This is a genomic window from Pseudomonas mangrovi (assembly GCF_003052585.1).
Lineage (GTDB): Bacteria > Pseudomonadota > Gammaproteobacteria > Pseudomonadales > Pseudomonadaceae > Aquipseudomonas > Aquipseudomonas mangrovi.
Map to the genome: position 1 here is coordinate 125,847 of NZ_QASN01000022.1, position 24,974 is coordinate 150,820.

The window sequence follows — 24,974 nt, forward strand, 5'->3', positions numbered from 1 at the left end:
GAGGTCGGCCATCTTTCACACCCTCAAAGAAAAGGGCGGGAATAACCCCGCCCTGTTCATCCATGCCGCTATCAGCCACGCAGGAAGCTGAGAACGACGCGGGCGCCCTTGATGCCGGCATAGACGGCAGCCAGCAGCGCAGCGACGGCAAGAACGCCGGTTGCGATGGTGCTGAAGTCGATGTCGCTGGTGAGGGCGGAGTAGTCCCAGCCGGCAGCGTTGGCAGCTGCAGCAGCAGCGGCAAACGGCAGAGCGAGGACGAGGTCACGCGAAACGCGCTTGAGCTTTTGCATCTGTTTTTCTCCTTTGGCGCTATGCGCCCTTGATGAAGTCGAGAACCGCCTTGGCGCCGATACCGATCAGCAGGACAGTCGCGACGAGGGTGAAACCAACGCCGAACGCAGTGGCTATCTGGACGGTGTCCAACTGGCTCGGATCGAAGGGTTCTGGCGCGTGAACCAGTAGCCACGCGCCGGAACACTGGGGCCCGCCCGCGACGACGGACACTTCCCCGTCACAGGCGAGCAGGTTCATTACTTGGCTTCCGGTTTCGGCTGCGCAGCAGGAGCAGCAGCGCGGGCGGGTTCAGCGGTGCGAGGCTTCACGGCCTCGATATGCAGGGCGAGATTTTTGCCCTTGTTCTGGCCGCCGCGTGCCACTTCGAAGGTGACGCGGACCAGTTCCAACGGGGCGAAGTTGGCGCCGGCAAAGAAGAGTTCGTCGGCCACTTCATCCGCAGCGGGCATGCCCACAATCGACAGGCCGTGTTCGGTCTTACCGTCCGGCTCATCGCCATAGAAAATCTTCACGTACTTGGTGCCGTCGACTTCGGTCTTTTGGGTTCCGAGAAATGCGACTTCCATAATCGAACGTGCCATCTGTGTTTCCTCGCTGGTGGTGCGCTTGAGTGCGCGGTTTTGCCTTTCAGCAGGCCGAGCGGGTCCACACGAGCGAACTTTTCAGTTTTTCGCCCATGGGGTTTCTCGGTTTGCCGTGGTTCTGTTCTCGACCTATGCGCGGGCCGGTGTCGCGTTACAGACCAAGGGCTTTGCCCTTGTCATCCCACTCTCGCCGCCGAGGGCTCGGGAGCAGGGGAAGAAAAGCTTCTCCCCTACTCCCTCACGGAGGCTGGATGGTCGGGGGTGGGTCAAGGATGCGCTGCGCCACGTCCTCACCCGTTCGGTGCTCGCTGGCTTCGCCATCTGTGCTCCGCGTGCGGCTTGCGGGCGTGTCCTTGACCTCGGAGGCACCCAGGGGCGCGGGAGGGTTGCAGGCCTTTACGAGCTGGCTAACTGCAGACTTGTAGGCATCGACCATCGCGTCATTTTGTTGGCCGGCGAAATACACCAAGAGCGCGAACGCCGCCGTAAAGCCAAGTACGAACGGCGGCAGCCAATGCCAGAGAAGCGCGACGAGATAGCGAGGCGTGTTCATGGCTTCACCTCGTCCGGGGTCTGGAACTGGACGGCCAGACGTGCCAGCTCATTGCAGGCGTCGCAGCCGCAGAATTGGCCGCCGCACCTGCTGCAGGCCTCGCGTTCTTGATGGCGGTCAGCGGTCCAAGGCTCGACATGGCCGCAGTCCTGGCAGAGGACGTAGCCGTCAGCAGCTTCGGTAGCGATATCAGCGACAGGCTGTTTCATTTGCTCAGCCCTCCAGCTCGAACGGCTCGAAGATCGGCACGAAGGGAGTTGGCTTGCCCGAGTCGTGAATCACGAACCACCACTTTTGCGGCCGGTCGGCGGGCGTATGTTTCGCGCAGGTAAAAGCCGGCTTGAGCAACCAGCGCCCGGTTAAAGCGTCCCGAGACACCGACACGGGGCGGCATTGGTTGCAGGGCGTGGACGGGGAGCCAGCGGGCTGCGCCGTCGCGGTTCTGGACCAGCACACAGAGCAGCTGCAGTGGGCCGGGTGCGGCTGGCGTAAGTAGCGGCTGAGTGTGGTCATGATTCACGCGGTCCACTCCTGTTCAAGCAGCCAGGAGCGAAGCAGGGCGCTATTCACCATGCGACGCTTGCCGAACTTCACGGTAGGCAGCACGGACTTCATCGCCCAGGCCCGAGCGACGCCGTATGAGACGCCATTGCGTTCAGCCCAGCTTTCGATGGTTTCAACATCTTGCTGAGGGCCGATCAGCTTTGAAGGGTCCAGCTCTTCCAGTTCCATGCTCGTTCCGTCACTATTCGTTGCAATGCCAGTTATTCAGCGCTGCATTATCCGAAATGGATAGTCTTGGAACGGATAGTGCCACCGTTGATCCATATTGGATACATCAACTATAGATCAAATGGCTATGATTAAAGAGCGCGTTATAACTATTTTAAAAAGCTCAGGGATTCGTCTCCCCGAGCTAGAAGAGCGCACAGGGATCAGTCGCTATACATGGAACAACCTTAAGAACACAGCTCGAAAACGAGAAATAAAGGCTGAGGAAATCGAAGCAATCGTTAAGCTATTTCCTCAATATGCGTTATGGATAGTTAGCGGAGAAGTTCATCCCGATTGCGGCCAAACAAGCCCGGAGTATGAGGCCGCCCATTCAAACTTGCCCAATCAAAACGCGGGATAGCGATTACTAAAGAAGTGGTTAGGCGCTGGCATTCCCGAAGGACGGGCGGCGAAAAGGACTAGAGCATGCGAATGGATACTGACTAGAGAACGCAGCCAGATGAACGCCGATTCTGGTATTGGTAATACGCAGATGACCCCGCAGCCAGAAATGAAAAAAAAGAAAGCTTTGGGATAAGTTAATTGGTTCTAGGTCTGAGAGAAGGAAATCACCGGTGAAGTGCATTGTAAACTTTTTAACCAGCCCCAAAACGTGGCGGATATTTGGCGAGTTTCTACTATTTATTATGCTATTTATGCTGGTAATAGGGGCCTGGGTCTACTTTGGCAACTGGATTCAACTAAATGTCGACGGGGTAGAAGGCCTTAAAGATGCGGAGACTCGGGGGCTATTTGGCGACCAATTTGGGGCTATAAATGCCCTATTTTCCGGCATGGCATTTTCCGCGCTCATATGCACACTTTTGCTTCAGAGAAAAGAGCTTTCAGAGGCCAGAAGCACTGCGGACCACCAAAGGTTTGAAAGCACTTTTTTCCAATTGCTGCGATTACATAATGAGAACTCAGAAAAAGTAAAAATCATACAGAAGACGGGGATAGAAGCGTTTGAAGCTCTGAACGAGAAGCTTAAATCTAGAGATATAGACTTCACAGGATTCTGCGCCCTCCAAAAGTTAAGTAGGCCGCAAATTCGACAGATCAAAGATGACAAAAAAGTCACGCAGAATGATTTCCCCGAACTAGAGGCATCTGACGTCGCCAATATAGACGAAGCTCTTGAGCGAGGCGTTGGCACTCTTGATAATTTCTTGGATGAGGGGCTCCCTATGCATGAAGAAAAAGTAAGGGCTGCGTATAAGAAGGTGGCTGAGGAATATATAGATAATTTCTCTCATTATTTTAGAAATCTTTACCATACATTAAAGTATATAAACGACTCCAAATTGATAGATTCTAAAGAAAAGGCCGGCTACGCAAAGTTCGTAAGATCGCAACTTTCGGAGGCAGAGCTTGTGGCGATATTCTATAACTCAATAACCAAGATTGAGCTTTCCGGGCGTAATGACATGGAGCTTGGATATCCTAAAATGGCAGCGCTCCTTCACAAATTTGATATCCTTCAAAATATGAGTCCGAGGAGCATAATTCATCCTTTGCATTTAAATATATTCAAAAAGAATGTCGAGGAGATTTCATGCAAATGAAAGACCCTAAGCCAGAGATTATGCGCCTGGAAGAGCTTGCAATTCTTGTAAAGTCAGGAGAGATAAAGCTTCCTAAATTTCAGCGTCCGTTTGTCTGGCAGAAATCAGATATGTTGAAATTGCTGGATAGCATATATAAAGGCTACCCAATTGGCAGCATCCTAATCTGGAATAGCTCTCAAAAGCTAACTAGTGAAAGGTCAATTTCAGGTTTGGAGGTTAATACAGACGAAAGCACTCGTTACCCAACCAACTACCTCCTTGATGGGCAGCAAAGGTTAACCACTCTCTGTGGTGCATTATTTTGGGATGGAGTAGGCGAGAAAGATATTTGGAATATTCATTTTGACCTCGAATCGGAAACATTCGTTCATCCCCCCGAGAACAATCTTGTAAGCTTATTCCCTTTAAATAGGCTTATAAAGACGAGTGATTTTATACGGCAGTGCATGAAATTTGAGCATCTGGAAGACGGTAGGCGTTACTTTGAAACAGCCGAGCGTCTATTGAGGTCTATTAAGGACTACAAGATTGCAGTAGTAAAAATCGGGGACATGACGATTGATGAAGTTGCTCCAATTTTTGAGCGTATTAACAGTACCGGCCGAAAGCTAACTATTGTCGATCTGATGATGGCTGCGACTTGGAGTGATGACTTCGATCTTTCTCGAGAGATTGGAGGGATCCGAGAGGCCTGTAGTGAGCTAGGCTTTAATGATGTATCAGATCAAATAATACTTAGATCAATAGCTGCAGCCGCAGGCTTTGGAATAAATAAAGAGGATATTCAGCGACTCCGTTCAAAGAGCTCTGGCGAGCTAAAATCTGCAGCATTGGAGGCTAGAGAATCCCTCGCAGTTTCTCTTCTCTTCCTGAGTGAGCATTTGAACATAAAGGACTTCAGCTATATTCCATATGGAATGCAGCTCACGCATTTGGTTGAGTTCCATAGGATTTGCCGAAAGCCAACGCCCGGCCAAGTAAGTGAATTAACCCGCTGGTTTTGGGGTACTTCCGCAACTAGATATTTTGGAGGTGCAAGCACTGGGCAAAACAATAAAGATCTAAAATCGATTAGAGACTTTGCTCGCGGAGATAGTGCAGCGCTATTCCCAGATGACGCGATTGATATATCCAGATTAATGTACGACGACTTTAATCTAAAAAACGCTTCCAGCACTACGTTCACGCTTCTTCTAAATTTACAATGTCCGAGTGAGACAATTGACGGCAGAAGCATTGATGGCGGTCATCTTAAGGAGAAATCAAGTAAATTCTTCTCCAGTGCATCTCCTGTAAAAGGGGAGATTGAAAAAATCAACCTCTCTAAAGTCATTTACCCTTATTCCGACTCCCTCAATCCAGGCTCCGCTGTTATAGATGACGAGGCGCTGAGTAAGCACTTATTAAGTAAGGATGTTTATGCCTACTGGGAGGCAGGCGATGATGTTGGTTTTGCGTCTGCTAGGGCAAAAATTGTCGCAGAGTTAGTGCAAAATCTGACAGGGTGTAAAGTTAAATACATGCCACCTGAAAAGCACCTTTCAAATGGCGAGGAAGAATACGAAGAGCAAAACTAGTAGCGTTAATCTGATCTTGCGGTCAAGAAGGGCTTGCGTGTTTTTGTATCAGAATAAATTAACCGAGTAGCCACACGTATCTCGCTACAGACGCACAGTTCACAAGGGGGTATGTCGAAAAAGTGTCGAAATCACTGTGCCGAATTGAGATGAAACGAGAGGCAGGGCAGGGGGGAAAGTGCGAATTGAGCGGCTTTGAGACGCACTGAAACGATTGGACAAGGGTTCAAATCCCTATCTCTCCGCCATAACACGTAACGTCTAAGCCCCTGAAATGGTTGAGCATTTCAGGGGCTTTTTCTTTTCTGGCGGGAAAGTTGGGGCGAAACTAGGGCCACAGTCCGGTTCCGCGGAGCGCTTTGATCGCCTCAGCCTGCCTTGAGCTTGATCACGTCATTTCGTCTGTCTTCAGGTCTGTGTGGCCTTATGCGGCTGCATGCTCCCCGCACGATTTCTTCTTTTTCGCAGTCTGCACGCACTCGTCGATCGGGGCCTTCTTTGGCGCACGGAGCTCTCGACCATGAGCGCAGCAAAGCGAATCGCATATTGGTTTTGCGCAAGTTGCGATCTTGCGCAGGGCCGGTATGGGCCAGGTTGGGTAATTTGATGAACGCGGATGTCGGGCCGCAGGCTTGAGCGCTCGCCCGCTTAGCCGGCGCGCCTTCGGGCGCATGTGCTCATGCGGCTCGGAAACATCCGCACTACACGCACTTCCGCGCATTCATGCAAACAAGGAGGTTTGATCATGCGTTCATGGATTCTGGTATTTGCCGTGCTTGCCGGATGCGCGGGCAATCCGGCGCAGCAGGCGGACAAGCTCAACGCCGCGCTCGACGCGCAGTATTCACCCATGAGGTACAAGTACTCGCAGACGGGCAGCGCACTGCATATCGAGACCGTGCTCGCAGGAGAGCCCGGTCAGTCCGCTGCCAACGACGACATTCGACGCGCTGCTCTGGACTACATAGAAGGCCACTGTGGCTTCGATGAGCAGTCGTTGAAGCAGGTCCGTATCGTCAGGCACCTGCCGCCCGTCTGGTATGAGGTCTGGGTATTCGATTCCTCCAGCCAAGGCGGGCGGGGCGCTACAGGGATCTCCGTGGTAATGAACTATCGCCCGGAAATCGACAAGACCGATGTCAGCTTCCATGCACCAGGCAACGTCTGCTCGTAGGCGTTCAACTCTTCACGCTATCTACTGCAGGGAATGACGGCCGCCCCAGGGCGGCCGCCTGTGTCTATCGTCGGGCGATTGATCAAGTCACTTTCATTTTTGTCGTTATCAGGCAATATGTGCTTTAGTTGTCGATAATGCACGGAGGAGGAGCAATGACCGCGCTAACCCGCCCCCAGCTTGATGCCGATGATGTCCTGGCCAAGGCATTGCTCAATGCTCGCGAGCAGCTGGGCCTTACCCAGCAGGAACTGGCTGCCATCGTCGGAGTGCACCGGACTGCAATCAGCCGCTGGCAGGAGAGCGGTGGCTTGCGTGCCGAGAGCAAGACAGGTGAGCTGGCGTTGCTGCTGATCCGTATCTACCGGAGTCTGTACGCGCTTTTCGGCGGTGACCTGGCGGACATGAGTCACTTCCTGCGCACGGCCAACCACCATCTGAGCGGGGTGCCGCTGGAGCTGATGGAGCAGGTCCAGGGCCTGGTCCGGGTGGCCGAATACCTTGATGCCATTCGCGGCAAGATCTGATGCAGAGCCTGGATATCTGGATCCGTTGCGACGGCGAGCAACATATTCGTCCCTTGCGCGGACGCCTGCTGCGGCTGGTCGAAAGCCAGGAGCAGGTCGCCACCCAGCAGCTGGTCGACGATCTGGAAGAGCAGGCCCTGCTCGAGCAGTTGCTCGAGCGCAGCAAGCCGCCGCTACCCGAGGGTACCGAGGGTCTTCACTATCTGCTGAAAACACCGTTTCGCTATCCGCCGTTGCGCTGGGGCTCGCGTTTCGGCAGCCGTGACGAGCCGAGCCTGTTCTACGGCGCCTGGTCGCTGGAGACGGCCATGGCCGAGACGGCCTACTACCGCTTCCTGTTCTGGAGCGGAATGCAGACCCCGCCACCGAGCGGACGCATTCGCTCGGCGCATGCTTCCTTCGAGGTGCGTTATCAGGTCGAGCGGGGAGTACAGCTGCAGGCGCCGCCATTTGCGGCCGAGCGGGACGCGCTGGTGGATCGGCGGGACTACCGTGCCACCCAGCGTATCGGCACTGCGATGCGTGCTGCGGGCGTGGAGGCGTTCGAGTTCGAGTCCGCTCGCTGCCCGGAGCATGGAGTGAACGTCGCACTCTTCGTGCCACGAGCGTTTGCTGAGCGCAAACCGAAGAACATGACCGCCTGGCTCTGCGAAACCAGTGCAGGCCTGGTGGCGTTCAAACAGGCCCAGGGCCCTGATCAGCCGCGACTGTTCCGCCTGGAGCTGTTTCTTGAGGAAGGTGTGTTGCCCCGGCCGGCCTGAGCCGGGGCGTCGAGTCACTTGCGCAGCCAGCGTCCGTCGAGCTGGATGAACTGGCCGCTGGGCGTCTTCTCGATCGCCTTCTTGCCCGCGATGGCTTCGACATCCGCCAGCTTGATCTTGTTGCTCTGGGCCACACGCTGGTATTCCGCGCGTCGGGCCCGATTGATCAGGCGGGCGATATCCTCAGCCTGGCCTTCGGCCCGAACCACGCCCAGATAACCATCAGGCTGTTCGCCCAGTTGGCCGGCAGCCTTGGCATCGCCGAGGGCGGCCATGGCGCCGCTGAGGTCCAGTGCCCAGACCGGTGCGCTCAGGCACAGGGTCAGCAAGAGCAGTGCGCCGCGTCGATAGAAGTTCATGTGCGTCTCCTTCAGAACAGTCCGCTGTCTTCGCTGATGATGTTGTCCAGCGCCTTGTCGACCTTGACGTAGATCTCGTGCTCGATCTTCACGTTGAGGTTGATGTTGATCGGCTCGTTCGGCATGGCCAGTTGCACCGTGGGTGTGCAGGCGGCGGCCAGCAGAGCCAGTGGCAGGATGCTGCAGAGCATGCGCAGTCGCATGGATCTCTCCTCTTGCGGTGCCCTGTGCTCAGGGCGTTGCTGATTCGGCCTCGCGCATGCGTTCCTGCACGCGCTGCTGGATGCGCTCGCTGACCTTGCCGCTCAGCTGCAGGCTGGTCAGCAGAGCGGGAATGTCTTCTTCGATGTTGATGTTGAAGTGGATGGGTCGCCCGTTCTCGATCTGCGGATTTTCACCTTCCAGGCGTAATGCCAATTGCAGTGTGCCTTGCTCGCTGTAATCGACGCCACTCTCCAGGCGTGAATAGTGAAAATTGCTCAGTGCCTGGACCACCAGCCCCAGTGCCGGGTTGCTGGCACCGAAAGCATCCAGTTTGGGCGAGCTGAAGTGTAACCGTCCGCCGGGAGCGCGGGCGGCCAGCGTGCCGTCGGCAATGCTGAGTCCGTCCGGAGTCAGGCGCAGCGGCAGCTCGCCGTCGATGTTGCCGTCGCCTTCGAGGCCTTCGGCAGGATAGGCCTGCAGCAACTGCGCAAGACTGATGCCCTGTACATGCAGCGACCGTGCGGGGTTGTCTGCAGCAAGATCCAGGGTGCCTGGGTCCAGCCAGATACGGCCGTTGAACAGCTGTGCCTGCGCCTGCTGCCAATTGAGGCGACCGATGGTGGGGGAGCCGATCGCGGCGGTGTAGTCGCCGCGCAGCGCCACCGTCTGCAGTGGGACGCCGGGATTGAGCTGGGCAATCTGTAGTTGCTCGATCCCTATCTGCAGTCGCTCGTTGCGCAGGTCGAGCTGCAACTGAGCGTCCACTCCCTGCAGCTCGCTGCGATCGAAAATGCCGGCTACTCCGCTCAGGCGCATGCTGGCGCGTGCCTGTAGGGGACGTTGGTCCGCAACGACCGCATTGGCCTCCAGGCGCATGCTGCCGGCGCTGAGTTCAAGCGTCGACGGCCAGTCGGTCAGGGTGCGCTGCAGGGGATTGCCCCCGGCAAAGTGCAGCTCGTTCAATTGCCCATCCAGCAGGACGCTGCCGTCGCCCTGCTGTGCACGGGTGCGCAGCGTCAGGCCGGCGTCGTTGTACAGGGTTCCGTCCAGCACCAGTCGATTGTCGTACTGGAGGTTGCCGCGCCAATCCCAACCCTGGCTGCGCAATGCGCTGTGTTCGAGGGCGTCGATGCGCAGGTCGATGGGCGCTAGCAGTGTCTGCTCGGCGTCGAGGTCTGAGGCCCACTGCAGCCCGTCCAGCTGCAGCTGCAGCTGGCGCGCGGTGACGGGCTGGCTGGGATCGAGCCAGGTCAGTCGAGTCGCCTGAACCTGCGAGCCGGGCTGCAGATGCAGTTGCAGTCCGTGCTGATTCAGCAATCCGCTGGTCGTCAACTGCGCCTGCATCCCCTGTATCCGAACGTCGGGATGGCGCAGTTCTGCCGCGCGCAGCTGAAGTTTTGCGGCATTCAGACGCAGCTCCCAGGCCTGCGGGTCGAGTTGGGCGTGGAGCTGCGCCTGGCCTTCGATATGCAACGGACCGCTGCTGGAAACCTGCAACTTGAGGCCAAGTGTGTTGTCGGCGAACGCCTGCTCCTCGGCGCTGATCTGCAGCTGCAGGGAGCCTGGGTCGGCCCCTTCGGGTAGATGCTCCAGCAACTGCGGGTCGAGGGCATTGAGCTGCAGCTGCGCCTGCAGTTGGCGGGCCTGCCAGCTACCGTCCGTACCGAGCAGCTGGATCACGGCCTGTCCCTGCAGCGGGCCGACGCCCGGAACCGGCCAGGGGGCGGGCAGGTCGGCCTGCAGATCGAGATGGCCGCTGGCGTGCAGCAGGCGTTGCAGGTCGAGTGCGCCCGGGGTGAGCTGCAGCAGCCAGTCGGCGCTCAGTGCCAGGCTGCCTGGCGCCTGGTCCAGCGGCGGAAGCGTGCCCAGCCACTCTTCCAGCCACTCCCACAGCCAGGCGGTATCGCCCCGCGCGGGTAGTTCCAGTTTGCCGTTCCAGGTATTGCCGACAGCGCTGGATTGCCAGGTGCTGCGCAGGTGGGCGCTGGGTTCGCCGTCGATCTCCAGACGCGCCTCGAGCGTCGGCAGCGCGCTTGCGCCACTCCAGGCATGCAGGTCCAGCCGATGCGCGCCGCGATTCAGACTGACATGCAGTTGCGGATGAGGCTCGTGGTCCAGGCGCAATGCGCCCTGTAGACGACAGCGTGTCTGCTGGCACGGCAGGTCCAGCGCGATCTCGGAAATGGCCACATGCCGGGGCACTGCCCTGGGCAGCAGTTGCTCAGGGTCCAGGCTCTGCAGTCCGTCGGGTGCTTCTGTCGAGGGTTGTCGGGGGGGATGCTGGAAGACCTCGAGCTGTTGCAGGTTAAGTGCTTCGAAATGCCATCCCAGTTCTCTGCCGCGCGCCCATGTCAGGCGCAGTTCTCGAGCGTGCAAGCGCATTGCCAGGCCCGGATGGTTCAGGTCGATCCGCAGATCCGCTATGAGCAACTGATCAAGATCGAGTTCGACGCCTTTGAGCTCAAGCTGCTCGATGCCGAACTGCTCGCGCAGATGCTGCCAGTACAGCCAGCCGAGGAGGGCAGCTATCAGCAGTAGCGCAAAAAGCGTGAGGAAGATGGTGCGCAGCCAGAACCTGATTCTTCTCGCCATCGCGGCTGCTACTCCGGCAATGGGTTAGCCAGGGAGAGTGGCCCAGGCATGCCGGGATGGCAAGTCCGCTCGCTTGGCGCTGCGACATCCGGGCGCGCTTTTTGGGTTGACAAAACGCACTGAAGAAGGGCGTTGGCGCTGCCCGCGCCGTGGACTTTTGCACAATGGCGAAGCACCTTGCCATTTCGCTGTCACAATCGCTCGTAAGTCATTGATTTTTTCGTTGCGCTTTTTAACTTCATGAAAAATAAGGAGTTTTTTTGCTGGTGAAAAAACCGCCAGTTTAAGCTCAGGCCCCGTCAGACTGGGCCTTCGGCGTCTTGCACCCATCTTGTCCACTGATTTATCCACAGGTTCTGTGGATTAAATCGAGGCGCCGGTCTAGAACGCCTGCCGGCATATTTTGCAAGTCTTTACCGGGGCAAAAAAAGGAGTAGAGTGCGCGGCTCCCGAGCCCGACTGGTCCGTTCATGAAGTTTCGCGAAGCTGCCTCCGGCGAACCTGCTGCCCTGCGTCCCAAGCTTCCGCTGCGGGTCGCGCTGTGGCTACTCGATCAGCCGCGCATCGGCCAGACGATGAGTGTCAAACGCATTGCCGGGCACCTGCTCAAGACCCCGGCGCGCCAGGGTGTGGTTCAGGCTCAGGCGCGGTTGGGACAACTGCTGTGCAGCGACTGCGACAATCAGCGTGATCGTCGTATCGGTATGCAGTTGCTGCGCCAGGCCGCTCGCGCGGGTGACCGTCGGGCCAGCGAGTTGGCACTGCGCCTTGAGCGCAAGGGCAGCTGTCGCGAACTCTGATCCTGCTTAGAGCAGCAGTGCCAACAGGCCCAACAGCATGCCGGCGAGCATCACCGGCAGCGTACGCAGGGCCAGCTCCTTCCCTCCGATCAGCGCAATCAGCGCGGCCTTGACCAGGCTGTTGGCGAAAGCGGCGATATAGATCCCACGGGTAGCGATTTCCCCATCCAGCTCGGCGCGCGCGCTACGTGCCAGCGACAGGGTAATGGCGTCTACATCAGTCATGCCCGACAGCAGACTGACCAGGTAGATGCCGACATCGCCGAGCCAGTGTTGCGCGGCTTCGACCATGAACAGTACCAACACCAGCAGCGCGCCAAAGCGCAACGCCGGCCCCAGCTCGAAGGGGTTCGTCAGCGGCGCCTCGACATTGCCGACCAGCTCGCGCCCAGCGGCACGGTAATAGAAGAGTGCGCCGGCGGTGTACACCAGCATGGCCACTCCCAGCGGTAGCAGCAGCGGCGGGAGCAGTTGCGGATTGATGATGCCGACTTCCAGCAGCACCCGCGGAAACATCAGCGCCGAGGTCGCCAGCAGGCCGCAGGCGAGCAGCGCGCGCATCGAGGGGCCGTTGTGCAGACGGGCCAGGGTGATGGTCATGGCGGTGGAGGAAACCAGACCGCCGAGTAGCGCGCTGACCACCAGGCCGTGGCGGGTGCCGATCAGGCGCACCGCGACATAGGCGGCGAAGCCGATACCGGCGATCAGCACCACCATCCACCAGGTCGCATAGGGGTTGAGCGCCTGCCACGGGCCGTAGCCCTGATTGGGTAGCGCCGGTAGCAGCACCAGCGAGATGAACAGCAGCTTCAGCGCACCCGACAGCTCGACTTCCGACAGCCTGCGCAGCGCACCGTGCAGATCCTGCTTGAGGCTCAGCAGCAGGGCGATGACCACCGCACAGCCGGCCGCCAGGGCGCGTGTTTCGACCAGTGCCAGACTGCCGAGCAGGAAGGTCAGCAGCAGCGCAATCTCGCTGGTCATGCCCAGGTCACCATTGCGGCGCTGGTCGCCGATGTAGCCTGCCAGGGCATGCAGCCCGACCAGCACAAGCATGGCGATCCAGGCGCCGATCCCCAGATGCGAGGCGAGCAGGGCGGCGAGGCCGCCGAGCAAACCGACCAGGCCGAAGGTGCGAATGCCGGCGGCCAGCTGGCTTTCCTCGGTATCGCGCGCGCTCCAGCCGCGCTCGGTGCCGATCAGCAGGCCTACGGCAAGCGCGGTGGCCAGGTCGAGCAGGAGTTCCGTGTGTGCCAGCATGGCCGTTCCTTATGGGGTGGAAGCCTGAGCGATTCTAGCGGTACCGATGGTTGGTCAGCGACCGCGTCCTGCCAGATGCCGCGCAAACGCTCAGCGAAGGGGGACGGCGGCGCCATCGGGCAGCCCGGACATCGGTTGCGGAGGAGGGCGAGTCAGGGCCAGGACTCTTCGGAAAACTGTCGAACCCAGGTTTGTTTCCGGTCGAGGTCACTGCGAGCTGCAGCGTGACGCGATCTGGGGCGAGGTAACTCAGTGGTGCGGCCAGCGCGGCCCACCCCGTGGCCCGACCACCGTGGCCCGACCAGGCGTGCATGCCGAAAGCTGTGCTTGCCCGGTTCCTGGCCACGTCTTTCCAAAGACGCCCTAGCCGCTCAATTTCAGATGGCGGCTGATCAGCGCGCGCAGCACCGCAGGCTTAACCGGCTTGGCGAGAAAATCCAGCCCTTCGGCCTGGACCTGGGCTATCAGCTCCGAGCGGCCGTCCGCGCTGATCACCACTCCCGGCAGTTCACTGCCGAGCTGCCCGCGCAGCCAGGCGATCAGGCCGGTGCCGGTTTCGCCCTCGTCGAGGTGGTAGTCGATCAGCACCAGCGCCGGACGCACGCCCTCGGCCAGCAGGTGCTCGCATTCCAGGCGGTTGCGTGCGGTCCAGACCTGGCAGCCCCAGCGCGAGAGCAGGCTGCTCATGCCGGTGAGGATGCTGTCTTCGTTGTCCACGCAGAGCACCTGAGCGCCGCCGAGGTTATGCGGCACTGGCTCGGCAGTACGCACTTGCGGTTGCGCCGCCGCGGCACGGCCCAGCGGAACACTGACGCTAAAGACCGTGCCTTTTCCGGGCCAGGAGCGCACCTGCAGGCGGTGGCCGAGCACGCGGCAGAGCCCGTCGGCGATGGCGAGTCCCAGCCCCAGGCCTTTTTCGGCGCGGGTCTGGTGGCTGTCCAGGCGTTTGAACTCCTCGAAGATCACCCCGAGCTTGTCGCTGGGGATGCCAGGCCCGCGGTCCCAGACCTCCAGGCGCAGACCGCCGGCCTCGCGCCGAACCCCCAGCAGCACGGCGCCATTGGCGTAGCGGAAGGCGTTGGTGAGGAAGTTCTGCAGCACTCGGCGCAGCAGTTTCGGATCACTCTCGATGCGCTCGTGGCTGCCGCGCAGGCGGAAGTCGATGCCTTGCTCCTGCGCCTGGGCGCGGAATTCGGCACCCAGTGCGTCATACAGCTCGGCGAGGGCAAAGCTTGCCCGTTCGGGATTGATCCGGCCGTTTTCCAGGCGCGAGATGTCCAGCAGATCGCTGATCAGGTCTTCCGCCGAACGCAGCGAACTGTCCAGATGGCGGACCAGTTCGCGGGCCTCGCCCGGCAGGCTTTCGGCCTGATGACCCAGGGCTGCGGAGAACAGCCGGGCGGCGTTCAGCGGCTGCATCAGGTCATGGCTGACGGCGGCGAGGAAGCGGCTCTTGGACTGGTTGGCGGTCTCGGCGACCGCCTTGGCGTCGGACAGCGCCTCGTTGAGCATCGACAGTTCCTGGGTGCGCTCCGCGACGCGTTGCTCGAGGCTTTCGTTGGCTTCCTTGAGCGCGCGCTCCGCCTCGCGAAACTCGGTGATGTCGGTAAAGCTCATGACGAAACCGCCACCGGGCATCGGGTTGCCGATCAGCTCGATCACCCGACCGTTGGGAAACAACCGCTCCGAGGTGTGCGCGTTGCCCTGGCGCATCCATTCCAGCCGGCGTTGCGCGTGCGCCTCCGGATCACCGACCCCGCACAGGCCGCGCACCGCGTTGTAGCGGATGATGTCGACGATCGGTCGGCCAACGTAGACCAGCCCCTCGGGGTAGTCGAACAGCTCCAGATAACGCTGGTTCCAGGCCACCAGCCGCAGCGACTTGTCGACCACGCTGATGCCCTGGGTGATGTTCTCGATCGCGCCCTGCAGCAGGGCGCGGTTGAATTCGAGTACCTCGGTGGCCTCGTCGACGATGCGCACCACATCCTCGACCTGCATCTCGCGACCTTCGATGGCCGCCTTGACCACTGCCCGTGTCGAGGACGCCCCGAGCACGCCGGCCAGCAGCCGTTCGGTATGCGCGATCCATTCGGCATCGGCGCGCTGCTGCGGGTTGAACTGCAACTGGCGCTGGCGATAGGCGAAGCGCTCGAAGCTCTGCTGGGCGCGCTCATGGCCGACAAAGCGCGCGGCGAGCAGCAGCAGGTCCTCGATCTGCACCGCCAGCAGGCTGCGCTGGCTGCCGCGTGTCTCGACGTCCTGGCCGATGAAGCGCCCGGCCTGCCAGTGCTCGGAGACGCGGGTGCGGGTGAGGTAGGACACCCAGGCAAACAGCAGGAAATTGCCCGCCAGCGACAGCACCACACCGCGGGTCAGCGGTTGCACATCGATGCCGATCGGTTGATAGAGCAGGAATTCGAGCCCCGGAAACCGGTCCAGCGACCAGCCCAGCCCACCGGCGATCAGCGGCAGCACCATGGTGTAGGACCAGATCAGCGAGCCCGCTGCAAGACCTGCGAATACGCCGCGGCGGTTGGCCTGCTTCCACAGCAGCGCGCCAAACATCGCCGGCGCCAGCTGGGTGATGGCGGCAAAGGCCACCTGGCCGATGGTCGCAAGACTGGTGGTACTACCGAGCATCCGGTAGCAGACATAGGCCAGCAGCAGGATCAGCAGAATGCTGATGCGCCGGGCGCTGAGCATCCAGTGGCGGAAGGCCTCGAAGGGGCGCTCGGCGGTTTTGCGCCGCAGCAGCCAGGGCAGCAGCATGTCGTTGGATACCATGGTCGAGAGCGCCACGGCCTCGACGATGACCATGCCGGTGGCCGCCGAAGCGCCGCCTATGAAGGCCAGCAGGGCCAGGGTCGGGTGGGCCTCGGCCAGCGGCAGGCTGATCACATAGGAATCCGGCGCCATGCCAGGGGGCAGTAGCATCTGCCCGGCGAGGGCGATCGGTACCACGAAGAGCACGGCCAGCAGCAGATAGAGCGGGAAGATCCAGCGCGCGCTGCGCAGGTCGCCGGATTCGGTGTTCTCCACCACTGCCACATGGAACTGCCGCGGCAGGCAGACGATGGCCATCATCGCCACCCCGGTCTGCACCAGCATCGACGACCAGTCCATCGGCGTCGCCCAGTAGCCTTCGAGAATCGGTGTCTGTCTGGCCTGCTCGAACAGATCGCCAAAGCCATCGAATAGCCCGTAGGTGATGAACACCCCGACCGCGAGGAAGGCCAGCAGCTTGACGATCGATTCAAACGCGATCGCCAGGACCATGCCGCGGTGGTGCTCGGTGGCATCCAGGCTGCGGGTGCCGAATAGCACGGTGAACAGCGCCAGCACCAGGGTGACGATCAGCGCGGTGTCCTGGCCCTGGCTGCCGACCGAGTGCGCCCCGGAACCGGTCAGAAGATTCACCCCCAGCACGATGGCCTTGAGCTGCAGCGCGATGTAGGGCAGCACGCTGACCAGGCAGATCAGCGCCACCACGACTGCCAGCGACTGCGACTTGCCGTAGCGCGCGGCGATGAAGTCGGCGATCGAGGTGATGTTCTCCTGCTTGCTGATCAGCACCATCTTCTGCAGCACCCAGGGTGCGAACAGCATCAGTAGCACCGGCCCCAGATAGATCGGCAGGAATGACCAGAGCTGCTCGGCGGCCTGGCCGACCGCGCCGAAGAAGGTCCAACTGGTGCAGTACACCGCCAGCGACAGACTGTAGACCCAGGCACGTAGCCGCGGCGACAGTGGCTTGGCGCGGCGGTCGCCATAGAAGGCGATGCCGAACAGCACCGCCATATATAGAAGGGAAACCGCGGCGATCAGGCCGATGGACAGCGACATTCAGACTCCGGACAGACGCGGCAGGCAACAAGCTCACAGCATAGGACCGCAGCGCGCGGCGGCAAAGCCGTGGCAGACAGGTTTTGCTGTGCGACCAAGGTCGTATGGTTGTTTGTGCTCAGGTCTGTTGCTGCGAAGGTTGCAGCATTGGTCGGTGGTTTCGCGGGCCTGCCTGGAAAACCTCGACCCCGTCGAGCATGCGGGCTTGGCTCAACGCCCGCTTTGCGCTCCAATAGCCGGCGCTCGGCTGTTGCCGGTGAATCACTCTGCGCGTGGCCTCGGTTGCCAGCTGCAGTGGAGTAGGACGAGTTGCCGGTATTGGCGAGCCAGGGATGTGCAAGCCGGTTGGGCGCCACCATTGAGAAGGACAAGGGATCATGACCAGCGAATCGCAGTTCGCACTGCTCGGCAAGAAGCGCTTTCTGCCGTTCTTTCTCACCCAGTCGCTGGGTGCGTTCAACGACAACATCTATAAACAGACGGTGATCCTGGCAATCCTGTTCAAGCTGACCCTGGCCGACAGCTTTCTCGGCATCAGCCTGGACAAGGACCTGCTGGTCAATCTCTGCGCGCTGCTGTTCATCCTGCCGTTCTTTCTGTTCTCGGCGCTGGCCGGGCAGTTCGGTGAGAAGTTCGCCAAGGATGGCTTGATCCGCATGGTCAAGCTGGGCGAGATCGGCATCATGCTGCTTGGGGCGCTGGCGGTGTGGTTCGAGTCGCTTGCGTTGATGCTGGTGGTGCTGTTCGGTATGGGTACTCAGTCGGCGCTGTTCGGGCCGGTGAAGTACTCGATCCTGCCGCAGCATCTGAAGGAGTCCGAGCTGGTTGGTGGCAACGCGCTGGTAGAGATGGGGACCTTCCTGGCCATCCTGGCCGGGACCATCGGAGCGGGAATCATGCTCTCCTCCAGTCACTACGCCTCGCTGGTCGCAAGCGCCGTGGTGCTGATAGCACTGCTGGGTTACTGCGCCAGTCTGGGTATTCCACGTGCTGAGCCATCGTTGCCGCAGCTGCAGCTGGACTGGAACATTTTCCGTCAGACCTGGCGAATCATGCATCTGGGGTTGGGCCAACGTCCGGCGGTGTCGCGCTCGCTGATCGGCAATTCCTGGTTCTGGTTCATCGGCGCCATCTACCTGGCGCAGATCCCCAACTTTGCCAAGGACTGGCTGTATGGCGACGAGAGCGTGGTGACGCTGATCCTCACCGTGTTCTCGGTGGGCATCGCTTCCGGCTCGATGCTTTGCGAGCGGCTTTCGGGCCACAAGGTCGAGATCGGCCTGGTGCCCTTCGGCTCCATCGGTCTGAGCCTGTTTGGCATTCTCATCTGGTGGCATTCCGGTGGCTTTCCTGCGCCGATCGGGAGCGAGCTGCAGGGTTGGATGGCGGTGCTGTCACATGCTCAGGGCTGGCTGATCATGGCCGACATACTCGGTCTCGGGCTGTTCGGCGGCTTCTATATAGTGCCGCTGTATGCGTTGATTCAGTCGCGGACCCTGGAGAACGAACGCGCCCGCGTGATTGCTGCCAACAACATCCTCAACGCGCTGTTCATGGTGGTATCGGCGCTGGTGGCGATTCTGTTCCTGAGCGTCGCCGGGCTGTCGATCCCCGAGCTGTTCCTTGCTGTGTCGCTGATGAACATCGCGGTCAACGCGTACATCTTCCATATCGTCCCCGAGTTCAGCATGCGCTTCCTTATATGGATGCTCGGCCACTCGATGTACCGCGTGGAACATCGCGGGCTGGAAGCCATTCCCGACGAGGGCCCGGTGGTGCTGGTGTGCAATCACGTGTCCTTCGTCGATGCGCTGCTGATCGGCGGTGCCATTCGCCGGCCGGTGCGTTTCGTCATGTACTACAAGATCTACCAGCTGCCGGTGCTCAACTTCATCTTCCGTACTGCCGGCACCGTACCCATCGCCGCGCGCGGCGAAGACCTGGCAACCTACGAACAGGCTTTCGTGCGCATCCGCCAGTATCTGGAGAATGGCGAGGTGGTGTGCATCTTCCCCGAGGGCAAGCTGACTGCTGACGGCGAGCTCAACGAGTTCAAGAACGGCGTGGAGCTGATCCTCAAGGACAGCCCGGTGCCGGTCATTCCCATGGCGTTGCAGGGCTTGTGGGGCAGTTTCTTCAGTCGCGACCAGGGCAAGCGTCTGTTTCGGCGCATCTGGTCCCGGGTGACGCTGGTGGCTGGCGAGCCGGTATCGCCGGAACTGGCCACCCGCCAGATGCTCCAGGAGCGGGTGCTTGAGCTGCGCGGAGAGCGACGCTGAGCGGCTAAGTTGGCAGCGAGGCCCTGAAAGTGTTGTTGTCTGTCTCGATAAAGCTGTTGACGCGAGCGCAAAGGGCCCTATAATGCGCACCACTTCCAGTGTGACTCGTTCGGAAAAGCCTTTGTAAAACAAGAGCTTAGAAGAAAATAAAGGTTGCGCTGGTGGCGGATTCGAGTAGAATGCGCCGGGCTTCAGGAGGTGGTTTGATCCTGAGGTTGTCTCGGAGTCGAGCGATCGAAAACGAGATGAAGGAGGAGGTTGACAGCGGTTTGAAACGCTGTAGAATTCGCCTCCCGCTGACGAGAAGCCTGGTGCTGATCGAAAGCGCAAGCGGTTGAGAAGAAACGAAAAATTCTTCGAAAACAGCTTGACGAGTAAAGAGGCTGCTGTAGAATGCGCGGCCTTGGTTGAGGCGAAAGACTTAACCAAACGTTCTTTAACAACTGAATCAAGCAATTCGTGTGGGTGCTTGTGATGTAAGACTGGTAGTCGAGATGATTATCAGCAACGCAAGTAATCACTCGTTAATTCGAGAGTTTATCGTCTCTAGCGATAGAGACTGCGATTGCTGAGCCAAGTTTAGGGTTTTCTCAAAACCCAAGCAGTATTGAACTGAAGAGTTTGATCATGGCTCAGATTGAACGCTGGCGGCAGGCCTAACACATGCAAGTCGAGCGGATGAAGAGAGCTTGCTCTCTGATTCAGCGGCGGACGGGTGAGTAATGCCTAGGAATCTGCCTGGTAGTGGGGGACAACAGTTGGAAACGACTGCTAATACCGCATACGTCCTACGGGAGAAAGCAGGGGACCTTCGGGCCTTGCGCTATCAGATGAGCCTAGGTCGGATTAGCTAGTTGGTGAGGTAATGGCTCACCAAGGCGACGATCCGTAACTGGTCTGAGAGGATGATCAGTCACACTGGAACTGAGACACGGTCCAGACTCCTACGGGAGGCAGCAGTGGGGAATATTGGACAATGGGCGAAAGCCTGATCCAGCCATGCCGCGTGTGTGAAGAAGGTCTTCGGATTGTAAAGCACTTTAAGTTGGGAGGAAGGGCAGTAAGCTAATACCTTGCTGTTTTGACGTTACCGACAGAATAAGCACCGGCTAACTTCGTGCCAGCAGCCGCGGTAATACGAAGGGTGCAAGCGTTAATCGGAATTACTGGGCGTAAAGCGCGCGTAGGTGGTTTTGTAAGTTGAAGGTGAAATCCCCGGGCTCAACCTGGGAACTGCCTCCAAAACTGCATGACTAGAGTACGGTAGAGGGTAGTGGAATTTCCTGTGTAGCGGTGAAATGCGTAGATATAGGAAGGAACACCAGTGGCGAAGGCGACTACCTGGACTGATACTGACACTGAGGTGCGAAAGCGTGGGGAGCAAACAGGATTAGATACCCTGGTAGTCCACGCCGTAAACGATGTCAACTAGCCGTTGGGTTCCTTGAGAACTTAGTGGCGCAGCTAACGCATTAAGTTGACCGCCTGGGGAGTACGGCCGCAAGGTTAAAACTCAAATGAATTGACGGGGGCCCGCACAAGCGGTGGAGCATGTGGTTTAATTCGAAGCAACGCGAAGAACCTTACCTGGCCTTGACATGCTGAGAACTTTCCAGAGATGGATTGGTGCCTTCGGGAACTCAGACACAGGTGCTGCATGGCTGTCGTCAGCTCGTGTCGTGAGATGTTGGGTTAAGTCCCGTAACGAGCGCAACCCTTGTCCTTAGTTACCAGCACGTTATGGTGGGCACTCTAAGGAGACTGCCGGTGACAAACCGGAGGAAGGTGGGGATGACGTCAAGTCATCATGGCCCTTACGGCCAGGGCTACACACGTGCTACAATGGTCGGTACAGAGCGTCGCCAAGCCGCGAGGTGGAGCTAATCGCACAAAACCGATCGTAGTCCGGATCGCAGTCTGCAACTCGACTGCGTGAAGTCGGAATCGCTAGTAATCGTGAATCAGAATGTCACGGTGAATACGTTCCCGGGCCTTGTACACACCGCCCGTCACACCATGGGAGTGGGTTGCTCCAGAAGTAGCTAGTCTAACCTTCGGGGGGACGGTTACCACGGAGTGATTCATGACTGGGGTGAAGTCGTAACAAGGTAGCCGTAGGGGAACCTGCGGCTGGATCACCTCCTTAATCGAAGACATCAGCTTCTTCATAAGCTCCCACACGAATTGCTTGATTCATTGCGAAGACGATTGGGTCTGTAGCTCAGTTGGTTAGAGCGCACCCCTGATAAGGGTGAGGTCGGCAGTTCGAATCTGCCCAGACCCACCAATGTTACGGGGCGCAGGCTTCAGTACATTGGGGCCATAGCTCAGCTGGGAGAGCGCCTGCTTTGCACGCAGGAGGTCAGGAGTTCGATCCTCCTTGGCTCCACCACTCTCGTTAGAGTACAGAAATGAGCATTGCTGCAAAGGCAGTCAGTGTTGATTTCTGGTCTTTACCAGAATCGTTCTTTAAAAATTTGGGTATGTGATAGAAGTAGACAGCATGATTACTTTCACTGGTAGTTATGTTGGCTAAGGTAAAATTTGTGAGTTCAAGCGCAAATTTTCGGCGAATGTCGTCTTCACGTTACGAATCTATAACCAGATTGCTTGGGGTTATATGGTCAAGTGAAGAAGCGCATACGGTGGATGCCTTGGCAGTCAGAGGCGATGAAAGACGTTGTAGCCTGCGATAAGCTTCGGGGAGGTGGCAAACAACCTGCGATCCGGAGATCTCTGAATGGGGGAACCCACCCAGCATAAGCTGGGTATCTTGTACTGAATACATAGGTGCAAGAGGCGAACCAGGGGAACTGAAACATCTAAGTACCCTGAGGAAAAGAAATCAACCGAGATTCCCTTAGTAGTGGCGAGCGAACGGGGATTAGCCCTTAAGTGGCTTTGAGATTAATAGAAGGCTCTGGAAAGTGCCGCCATAGTGGGTGATAGCCCCGTATATGAAAATCTCTTAGTCATGAAATCGAGTAGGACGGGGCACGTGAAACCTTGTCTGAATATGGGGGGACCATCCTCCAAGGCTAAATACTACTGACTGACCGATAGTGAACTAGTACCGTGAGGGAAAGGCGAAAAGAACCCCGGAGAGGGGAGTGAAATAGATCCTGAAACCGTATGCGTACAAGCAGTGGGAGCCCACTTTGTTGGGTGACTGCGTACCTTTTGTATAATGGGTCAGCGACTTATATTCAGTGGCGAGCTTAACCGAATAGGGGAGGCGTAGCGAAAGCGAGTCTTAATAGGGCGTTTAGTCGCTGGGTATAGACCCGAAACCGGGCGATCTATCCATGAGCAGGTTGAAGGTTAGGTAACACTGACTGGAGGACCGAACCCACTTCCGTTGAAAAGGCAGGGGATGACTTGTGGATCGGAGTGAAAGGCTAATCAAGCTCGGAGATAGCTGGTTCTCCTCGAAAGCTATTTAGGTAGCGCCTCACGTATCACTCCAGGGGGTAGAGCACTGTTTCGGCTAGGGGGTCATCCCGACTTACCAAACCGATGCAAACTCCGAATACCTGGAAGTGTCAGCGTGGGAGACACACGGCGGGTGCTAACGTCCGTCGTGAAAAGGGAAACAACCCAGACCGTCAGCTAAGGTCCCAAAGTCATGGTTAAGTGGGAAACGATGTGGGAAGGCTTAGACAGCTAGGAGGTTGGCTTAGAAGCAGCCACCCTTTAAAGAAAGCGTAATAGCTCACTAGTCGAGTCGGCCTGCGCGGAAGATGTAACGGGGCTCAAACCATGCACCGAAGCTACGGGTTCACACTATGTGTGAGCGGTAGAGGAGCGTTCTGTAAGCCTGTGAAGGTGAGTTGAGAAGCTTGCTGGAGGTATCAGAAGTGCGAATGCTGACATGAGTAACGACAATGCGAGTGAAAAACTCGCACGCCGAAAGACCAAGGTTTCCTGCGCAACGTTAATCGACGCAGGGTTAGTCGGCCCCTAAGGCGAGGCAGAAATGCGTAGTCGATGGGAAACGGGTTAATATTCCCGTACTTCTAGTTACTGCGATGGGGGGACGGAGAAGGCTAGGCCAGCAAGGCGTTGGTTGTCCTTGTTTAAGGTAGTAGGCTGATTTCTTAGGCAAATCCGGGAAATCTAGGCCGAGAACTGATGACGAGCGTTCTTTTAGAATGCGAAGTGGTTGATGCCATGCTTCCAAGAAAAGCCTCTAAGCTTCAGGTAACTAGGAACCGTACCCCAAACCGACACAGGTGGTCGGGTAGAGAATACCAAGGCGCTTGAGAGAACTCGGGTGAAGGAACTAGGCAAAATGGCACCGTAACTTCGGGAGAAGGTGCGCCGGTGAGGGTGAAGTATTTACTACGTAAGCCCATGCCGGTCGAAGATACCAGGCCGCTGCGACTGTTTATTAAAAACACAGCACTCTGCAAACACGAAAGTGGACGTATAGGGTGTGACGCCTGCCCGGTGCCGGAAGGTTAATTGATGGGGTTAGCGCAAGCGAAGCTCTTGATCGAAGCCCCGGTAAACGGCGGCCGTAACTATAACGGTCCTAAGGTAGCGAAATTCCTTGTCGGGTAAGTTCCGACCTGCACGAATGGCGTAACGATGGCGGCGCTGTCTCCACCCGAGACTCAGTGAAATTGAAATCGCTGTGAAGATGCAGTGTATCCGCGGCTAGACGGAAAGACCCCGTGAACCTTTACTATAGCTTTGCACTGGACTTTGAATTTGCTTGTGTAGGATAGGTGGGAGGCTTTGAAGCGTGGACGCCAGTTCGCGTGGAGCCATCCTTGAAATACCACCCTGGCAACTTTGAGGTTCTAACTCTGGTCCGTTATCCGGATCGAGGACAGTGTATGGTGGGTAGTTTGACTGGGGCGGTCTCCTCCCAAAGAGTAACGGAGGAGTACGAAGGTGCGCTCAGACCGGTCGGAAATCGGTCGTAGAGTATAAAGGCAAAAGCGCGCTTGACTGCGAGACAAACACGTCGAGCAGGTACGAAAGTAGGTCTTAGTGATCCGGTGGTTCTGTATGGAAGGGCCATCGCTCAACGGATAAAAGGTACTCCGGGGATAACAGGCTGATACCGCCCAAGAGTTCATATCGACGGCGGTGTTTGGCACCTCGATGTCGGCTCATCACATCCTGGGGCTGAAGCCGGTCCCAAGGGTATGGCTGTTCGCCATTTAAAGTGGTACGCGAGCTGGGTTTAGAACGTCGTGAGACAGTTCGGTCCCTATCTGCCGTGGACGTTTGAGATTTGAGAGGGGCTGCTCCTAGTACGAGAGGACCGGAGTGGACGAACCTCTGGTGTTCCGGTTGTCACGCCAGTGGCATTGCCGGGTAGCTATGTTCGGAAAAGATAACCGCTGAAAGCATCTAAGCGGGAAACTTGCCTCAAGATGAGATCTCACTGGAGCCTTGAGCTCCCTGAAGGGCCGTCGAAGACTACGACGTTGATAGGTGGGGTGTGTAAGCGCTGTGAGGCGTTGAGCTAACCCATACTAATTGCCCGTGAGGCTTGACCATATAACACCCAAACAATTTGCGTGTTAGACGGTTGAAGTCGACAAACCGAAAATTTGCAACGAACCACAAATTACTCATATCACATACCCATTCGGGAAGACGCCTCACCGCGGCTTCCCAACCCAATCGCTTGACGACCATAGAGAATTGGAACCACCTGATCCCTTCCCGAACTCAGTAGTGAAACGATTCATCGCCGATGGTAGTGTGGGGTTTCCCCATGTGAGAGTAGGTCATCGTCAAGCACCTATACCAAAACCCCGGTTATCGACAGATAACCGGGGTTTTACTTTGCGCGGGAAAAA

Annotated in this window: 19 protein-coding genes, 2 tRNA genes and 3 rRNA genes; 13 read left to right on the forward strand and 11 right to left on the reverse strand. The window is 58.1% G+C overall.

Annotated elements, in window-relative coordinates; translation table 11 throughout:
- Window positions 1-71: 71 nt before the first annotated feature.
- The 6 genes from DBO85_RS18780 to DBO85_RS18810 form a co-directional block, all read right to left on the reverse strand.
- Window positions 72-293, reverse strand: coding sequence for a major capsid protein (locus tag DBO85_RS18780; protein ID WP_108109337.1), 222 nt, complete (start codon window positions 291-293; stop codon window positions 72-74).
- Window positions 294-312: 19 nt separating this feature from the next.
- The gene (locus DBO85_RS18785) at window positions 313-534 is read right to left on the reverse strand and encodes a hypothetical protein (RefSeq protein ID WP_108109339.1); all 222 of its coding nucleotides are present in this window, start codon (window positions 532-534) and stop codon (window positions 313-315) included.
- On the reverse strand, window positions 534-878 hold the full coding sequence (locus DBO85_RS18790) for a hypothetical protein (RefSeq protein ID WP_108109341.1): 345 nt from the start codon (window positions 876-878) through the stop codon (window positions 534-536). The genes DBO85_RS18785 and DBO85_RS18790 overlap by 1 nt, the downstream gene beginning before the upstream one ends.
- Window positions 879-1,119: 241 nt before the next feature.
- Window positions 1,120-1,434 carry a hypothetical protein gene (locus tag DBO85_RS18795; RefSeq protein WP_108109343.1) on the reverse strand — a complete coding sequence of 105 codons (315 nt, stop codon included), beginning with the start codon at window positions 1,432-1,434 and terminating at the stop codon, window positions 1,120-1,122.
- Between the two features lie 213 nt (window positions 1,435-1,647).
- Window positions 1,648-1,947 carry a lysogeny maintenance protein PflM gene (gene pflM, locus DBO85_RS18805; protein ID WP_108109347.1) on the reverse strand — a complete coding sequence of 100 codons (300 nt, stop codon included), beginning with the start codon at window positions 1,945-1,947 and terminating at the stop codon, window positions 1,648-1,650.
- Window positions 1,948-1,950: 3 nt separating this feature from the next.
- A complete protein-coding gene (locus tag DBO85_RS18810; protein ID WP_108109349.1) occupies window positions 1,951-2,166 on the reverse strand; it encodes a DNA-binding protein in 216 nt (71 codons plus the stop codon).
- Between the two features lie 127 nt (window positions 2,167-2,293).
- On the opposite strand from DBO85_RS18810, the gene DBO85_RS19800 reads away from it, so the two are divergent.
- The 6 genes from DBO85_RS19800 (at window position 2,294) to DBO85_RS18840 (ending at window position 7,815) form a co-directional block, all read left to right on the forward strand.
- Entirely contained in the window at window positions 2,294-2,569 is a 276-nt protein-coding gene (locus DBO85_RS19800; RefSeq protein WP_108109350.1) for a helix-turn-helix domain-containing protein, read from the forward strand.
- Between the two features lie 214 nt (window positions 2,570-2,783).
- Window positions 2,784-3,773, forward strand: a complete 990-nt coding sequence (locus tag DBO85_RS18820; protein ID WP_108109352.1) for a putative phage abortive infection protein — start codon at window positions 2,784-2,786, stop codon at window positions 3,771-3,773.
- Window positions 3,764-5,353 carry a DUF262 domain-containing protein gene (locus DBO85_RS18825; protein ID WP_108109354.1) on the forward strand — a complete coding sequence of 530 codons (1,590 nt, stop codon included), beginning with the start codon at window positions 3,764-3,766 and terminating at the stop codon, window positions 5,351-5,353. Before DBO85_RS18820 ends, DBO85_RS18825 begins: the two co-directional genes overlap by 10 nt.
- Window positions 5,354-6,098: 745 nt before the next feature.
- Window positions 6,099-6,527, forward strand: coding sequence for a hypothetical protein (locus tag DBO85_RS18830; RefSeq protein WP_108109356.1), 429 nt, complete (start codon window positions 6,099-6,101; stop codon window positions 6,525-6,527).
- Between the two features lie 155 nt (window positions 6,528-6,682).
- Window positions 6,683-7,054, forward strand: coding sequence for an antitoxin Xre/MbcA/ParS toxin-binding domain-containing protein (locus tag DBO85_RS18835; RefSeq protein ID WP_108109358.1), 372 nt, complete (start codon window positions 6,683-6,685; stop codon window positions 7,052-7,054).
- Window positions 7,054-7,815 (forward strand): RES family NAD+ phosphorylase, encoded by a 762-nt coding sequence (locus DBO85_RS18840; protein WP_108109360.1) that lies wholly within the window; start codon window positions 7,054-7,056, stop codon window positions 7,813-7,815. Before DBO85_RS18835 ends, DBO85_RS18840 begins: the two co-directional genes overlap by 1 nt.
- A gap of 14 nt (window positions 7,816-7,829) precedes the next feature.
- On the opposite strand, the gene DBO85_RS18845 is transcribed toward DBO85_RS18840, so the two are convergent.
- The 3 genes from DBO85_RS18845 to DBO85_RS18855 are packed head-to-tail and all read right to left on the reverse strand — an operon-like array spanning window position 7,830 to window position 10,970.
- Window positions 7,830-8,174 (reverse strand): YdbL family protein, encoded by a 345-nt coding sequence (locus tag DBO85_RS18845; protein ID WP_108109362.1) that lies wholly within the window; start codon window positions 8,172-8,174, stop codon window positions 7,830-7,832.
- Window positions 8,175-8,185: 11 nt separating this feature from the next.
- On the reverse strand, window positions 8,186-8,377 hold the full coding sequence (locus tag DBO85_RS18850) for a YnbE family lipoprotein (RefSeq protein ID WP_108109364.1): 192 nt from the start codon (window positions 8,375-8,377) through the stop codon (window positions 8,186-8,188).
- Window positions 8,378-8,405: 28 nt separating this feature from the next.
- Window positions 8,406-10,970: a YdbH domain-containing protein gene (locus DBO85_RS18855; protein ID WP_108109366.1), complete on the reverse strand. Its 2,565-nt coding sequence runs from the start codon at window positions 10,968-10,970 to the stop codon at window positions 8,406-8,408.
- 470 nt (window positions 10,971-11,440) lie between these two features.
- On the opposite strand from DBO85_RS18855, the gene DBO85_RS18860 reads away from it, so the two are divergent.
- A complete protein-coding gene (locus tag DBO85_RS18860) occupies window positions 11,441-11,770 on the forward strand; it encodes a sel1 repeat family protein (RefSeq protein ID WP_233356651.1) in 330 nt (109 codons plus the stop codon).
- Between the two features lie 6 nt (window positions 11,771-11,776).
- Here the strand turns inward: DBO85_RS18860 and DBO85_RS18865 are convergent, their stop codons facing one another.
- Together DBO85_RS18865 and DBO85_RS18870 are read right to left on the reverse strand one after the other, a co-directional pair.
- Window positions 11,777-13,030 (reverse strand): MgtC/SapB family protein, encoded by a 1,254-nt coding sequence (locus DBO85_RS18865; RefSeq protein ID WP_108109368.1) that lies wholly within the window; start codon window positions 13,028-13,030, stop codon window positions 11,777-11,779.
- Between the two features lie 363 nt (window positions 13,031-13,393).
- Window positions 13,394-16,876 carry a hybrid sensor histidine kinase/response regulator gene (locus DBO85_RS18870; protein ID WP_108109370.1) on the reverse strand — a complete coding sequence of 1,161 codons (3,483 nt, stop codon included), beginning with the start codon at window positions 16,874-16,876 and terminating at the stop codon, window positions 13,394-13,396.
- 377 nt (window positions 16,877-17,253) lie between these two features.
- Here DBO85_RS18870 and DBO85_RS18875 point away from each other — a divergent pair, with 377 nt between their 5' ends.
- From DBO85_RS18875 to rrf, 6 genes are all read left to right on the forward strand, one after another.
- Window positions 17,254-19,155 carry an MFS transporter gene (locus DBO85_RS18875; protein ID WP_108109372.1) on the forward strand — a complete coding sequence of 634 codons (1,902 nt, stop codon included), beginning with the start codon at window positions 17,254-17,256 and terminating at the stop codon, window positions 19,153-19,155.
- A gap of 609 nt (window positions 19,156-19,764) precedes the next feature.
- Window positions 19,765-21,301 (forward strand): 16S ribosomal RNA (locus DBO85_RS18885).
- Window positions 21,302-21,365: 64 nt separating this feature from the next.
- Window positions 21,366-21,442, forward strand: a tRNA-Ile gene (locus tag DBO85_RS18890).
- Window positions 21,443-21,471: 29 nt separating this feature from the next.
- Window positions 21,472-21,547 (forward strand) — tRNA-Ala (locus DBO85_RS18895).
- Window positions 21,548-21,777: 230 nt separating this feature from the next.
- Window positions 21,778-24,669: ribosomal RNA gene (locus tag DBO85_RS18900) — 23S ribosomal RNA — on the forward strand.
- A 129-nt stretch (window positions 24,670-24,798) separates the two neighbouring features.
- Window positions 24,799-24,914, forward strand: a 5S ribosomal RNA gene (rrf, locus tag DBO85_RS18905).
- Together the 16S, 23S and 5S rRNA genes with 2 tRNA genes alongside form the textbook arrangement of a ribosomal RNA operon.
- Window positions 24,915-24,974: the final 60 nt, after the last annotated feature.

Excerpts from the sequence above, each read along its gene's own strand:
- DBO85_RS18780 (WP_108109337.1), bottom strand. The coding sequence starts at position 293 with ATGCAAAAGCTCAAGCGCGTTTCGCGTGACCTCGTCCTCGCTCTGCCG.
- DBO85_RS18785 (WP_108109339.1), bottom strand. The coding sequence starts at position 534 with ATGAACCTGCTCGCCTGTGACGGGGAAGTGTCCGTCGTCGCGGGCGGG.
- DBO85_RS18790 (WP_108109341.1), bottom strand. The coding sequence starts at position 878 with ATGGCACGTTCGATTATGGAAGTCGCATTTCTCGGAACCCAAAAGACC.
- DBO85_RS18795 (WP_108109343.1), bottom strand. The coding sequence starts at position 1,434 with ATGAACACGCCTCGCTATCTCGTCGCGCTTCTCTGGCATTGGCTGCCG.
- pflM (WP_108109347.1), bottom strand. The coding sequence starts at position 1,947 with ATGACCACACTCAGCCGCTACTTACGCCAGCCGCACCCGGCCCACTGC.
- DBO85_RS18810 (WP_108109349.1), bottom strand. The coding sequence starts at position 2,166 with ATGGAACTGGAAGAGCTGGACCCTTCAAAGCTGATCGGCCCTCAGCAA.
- DBO85_RS19800 (WP_108109350.1), top strand. The coding sequence starts at position 2,294 with ATGATTAAAGAGCGCGTTATAACTATTTTAAAAAGCTCAGGGATTCGT.
- DBO85_RS18825 (WP_108109354.1), top strand. The coding sequence starts at position 3,764 with ATGCAAATGAAAGACCCTAAGCCAGAGATTATGCGCCTGGAAGAGCTT.
- DBO85_RS18830 (WP_108109356.1), top strand. The coding sequence starts at position 6,099 with ATGCGTTCATGGATTCTGGTATTTGCCGTGCTTGCCGGATGCGCGGGC.
- DBO85_RS18835 (WP_108109358.1), top strand. The coding sequence starts at position 6,683 with ATGACCGCGCTAACCCGCCCCCAGCTTGATGCCGATGATGTCCTGGCC.
- DBO85_RS18840 (WP_108109360.1), top strand. The coding sequence starts at position 7,054 with ATGCAGAGCCTGGATATCTGGATCCGTTGCGACGGCGAGCAACATATT.
- DBO85_RS18845 (WP_108109362.1), bottom strand. The coding sequence starts at position 8,174 with ATGAACTTCTATCGACGCGGCGCACTGCTCTTGCTGACCCTGTGCCTG.
- DBO85_RS18850 (WP_108109364.1), bottom strand. The coding sequence starts at position 8,377 with ATGCGACTGCGCATGCTCTGCAGCATCCTGCCACTGGCTCTGCTGGCC.
- DBO85_RS18855 (WP_108109366.1), bottom strand. The coding sequence starts at position 10,970 with ATGGCGAGAAGAATCAGGTTCTGGCTGCGCACCATCTTCCTCACGCTT.
- DBO85_RS18860 (WP_233356651.1), top strand. The coding sequence starts at position 11,441 with ATGAAGTTTCGCGAAGCTGCCTCCGGCGAACCTGCTGCCCTGCGTCCC.
- DBO85_RS18865 (WP_108109368.1), bottom strand. The coding sequence starts at position 13,030 with ATGCTGGCACACACGGAACTCCTGCTCGACCTGGCCACCGCGCTTGCC.
- DBO85_RS18870 (WP_108109370.1), bottom strand. The coding sequence starts at position 16,876 with ATGTCGCTGTCCATCGGCCTGATCGCCGCGGTTTCCCTTCTATATATG.
- DBO85_RS18875 (WP_108109372.1), top strand. The coding sequence starts at position 17,254 with ATGACCAGCGAATCGCAGTTCGCACTGCTCGGCAAGAAGCGCTTTCTG.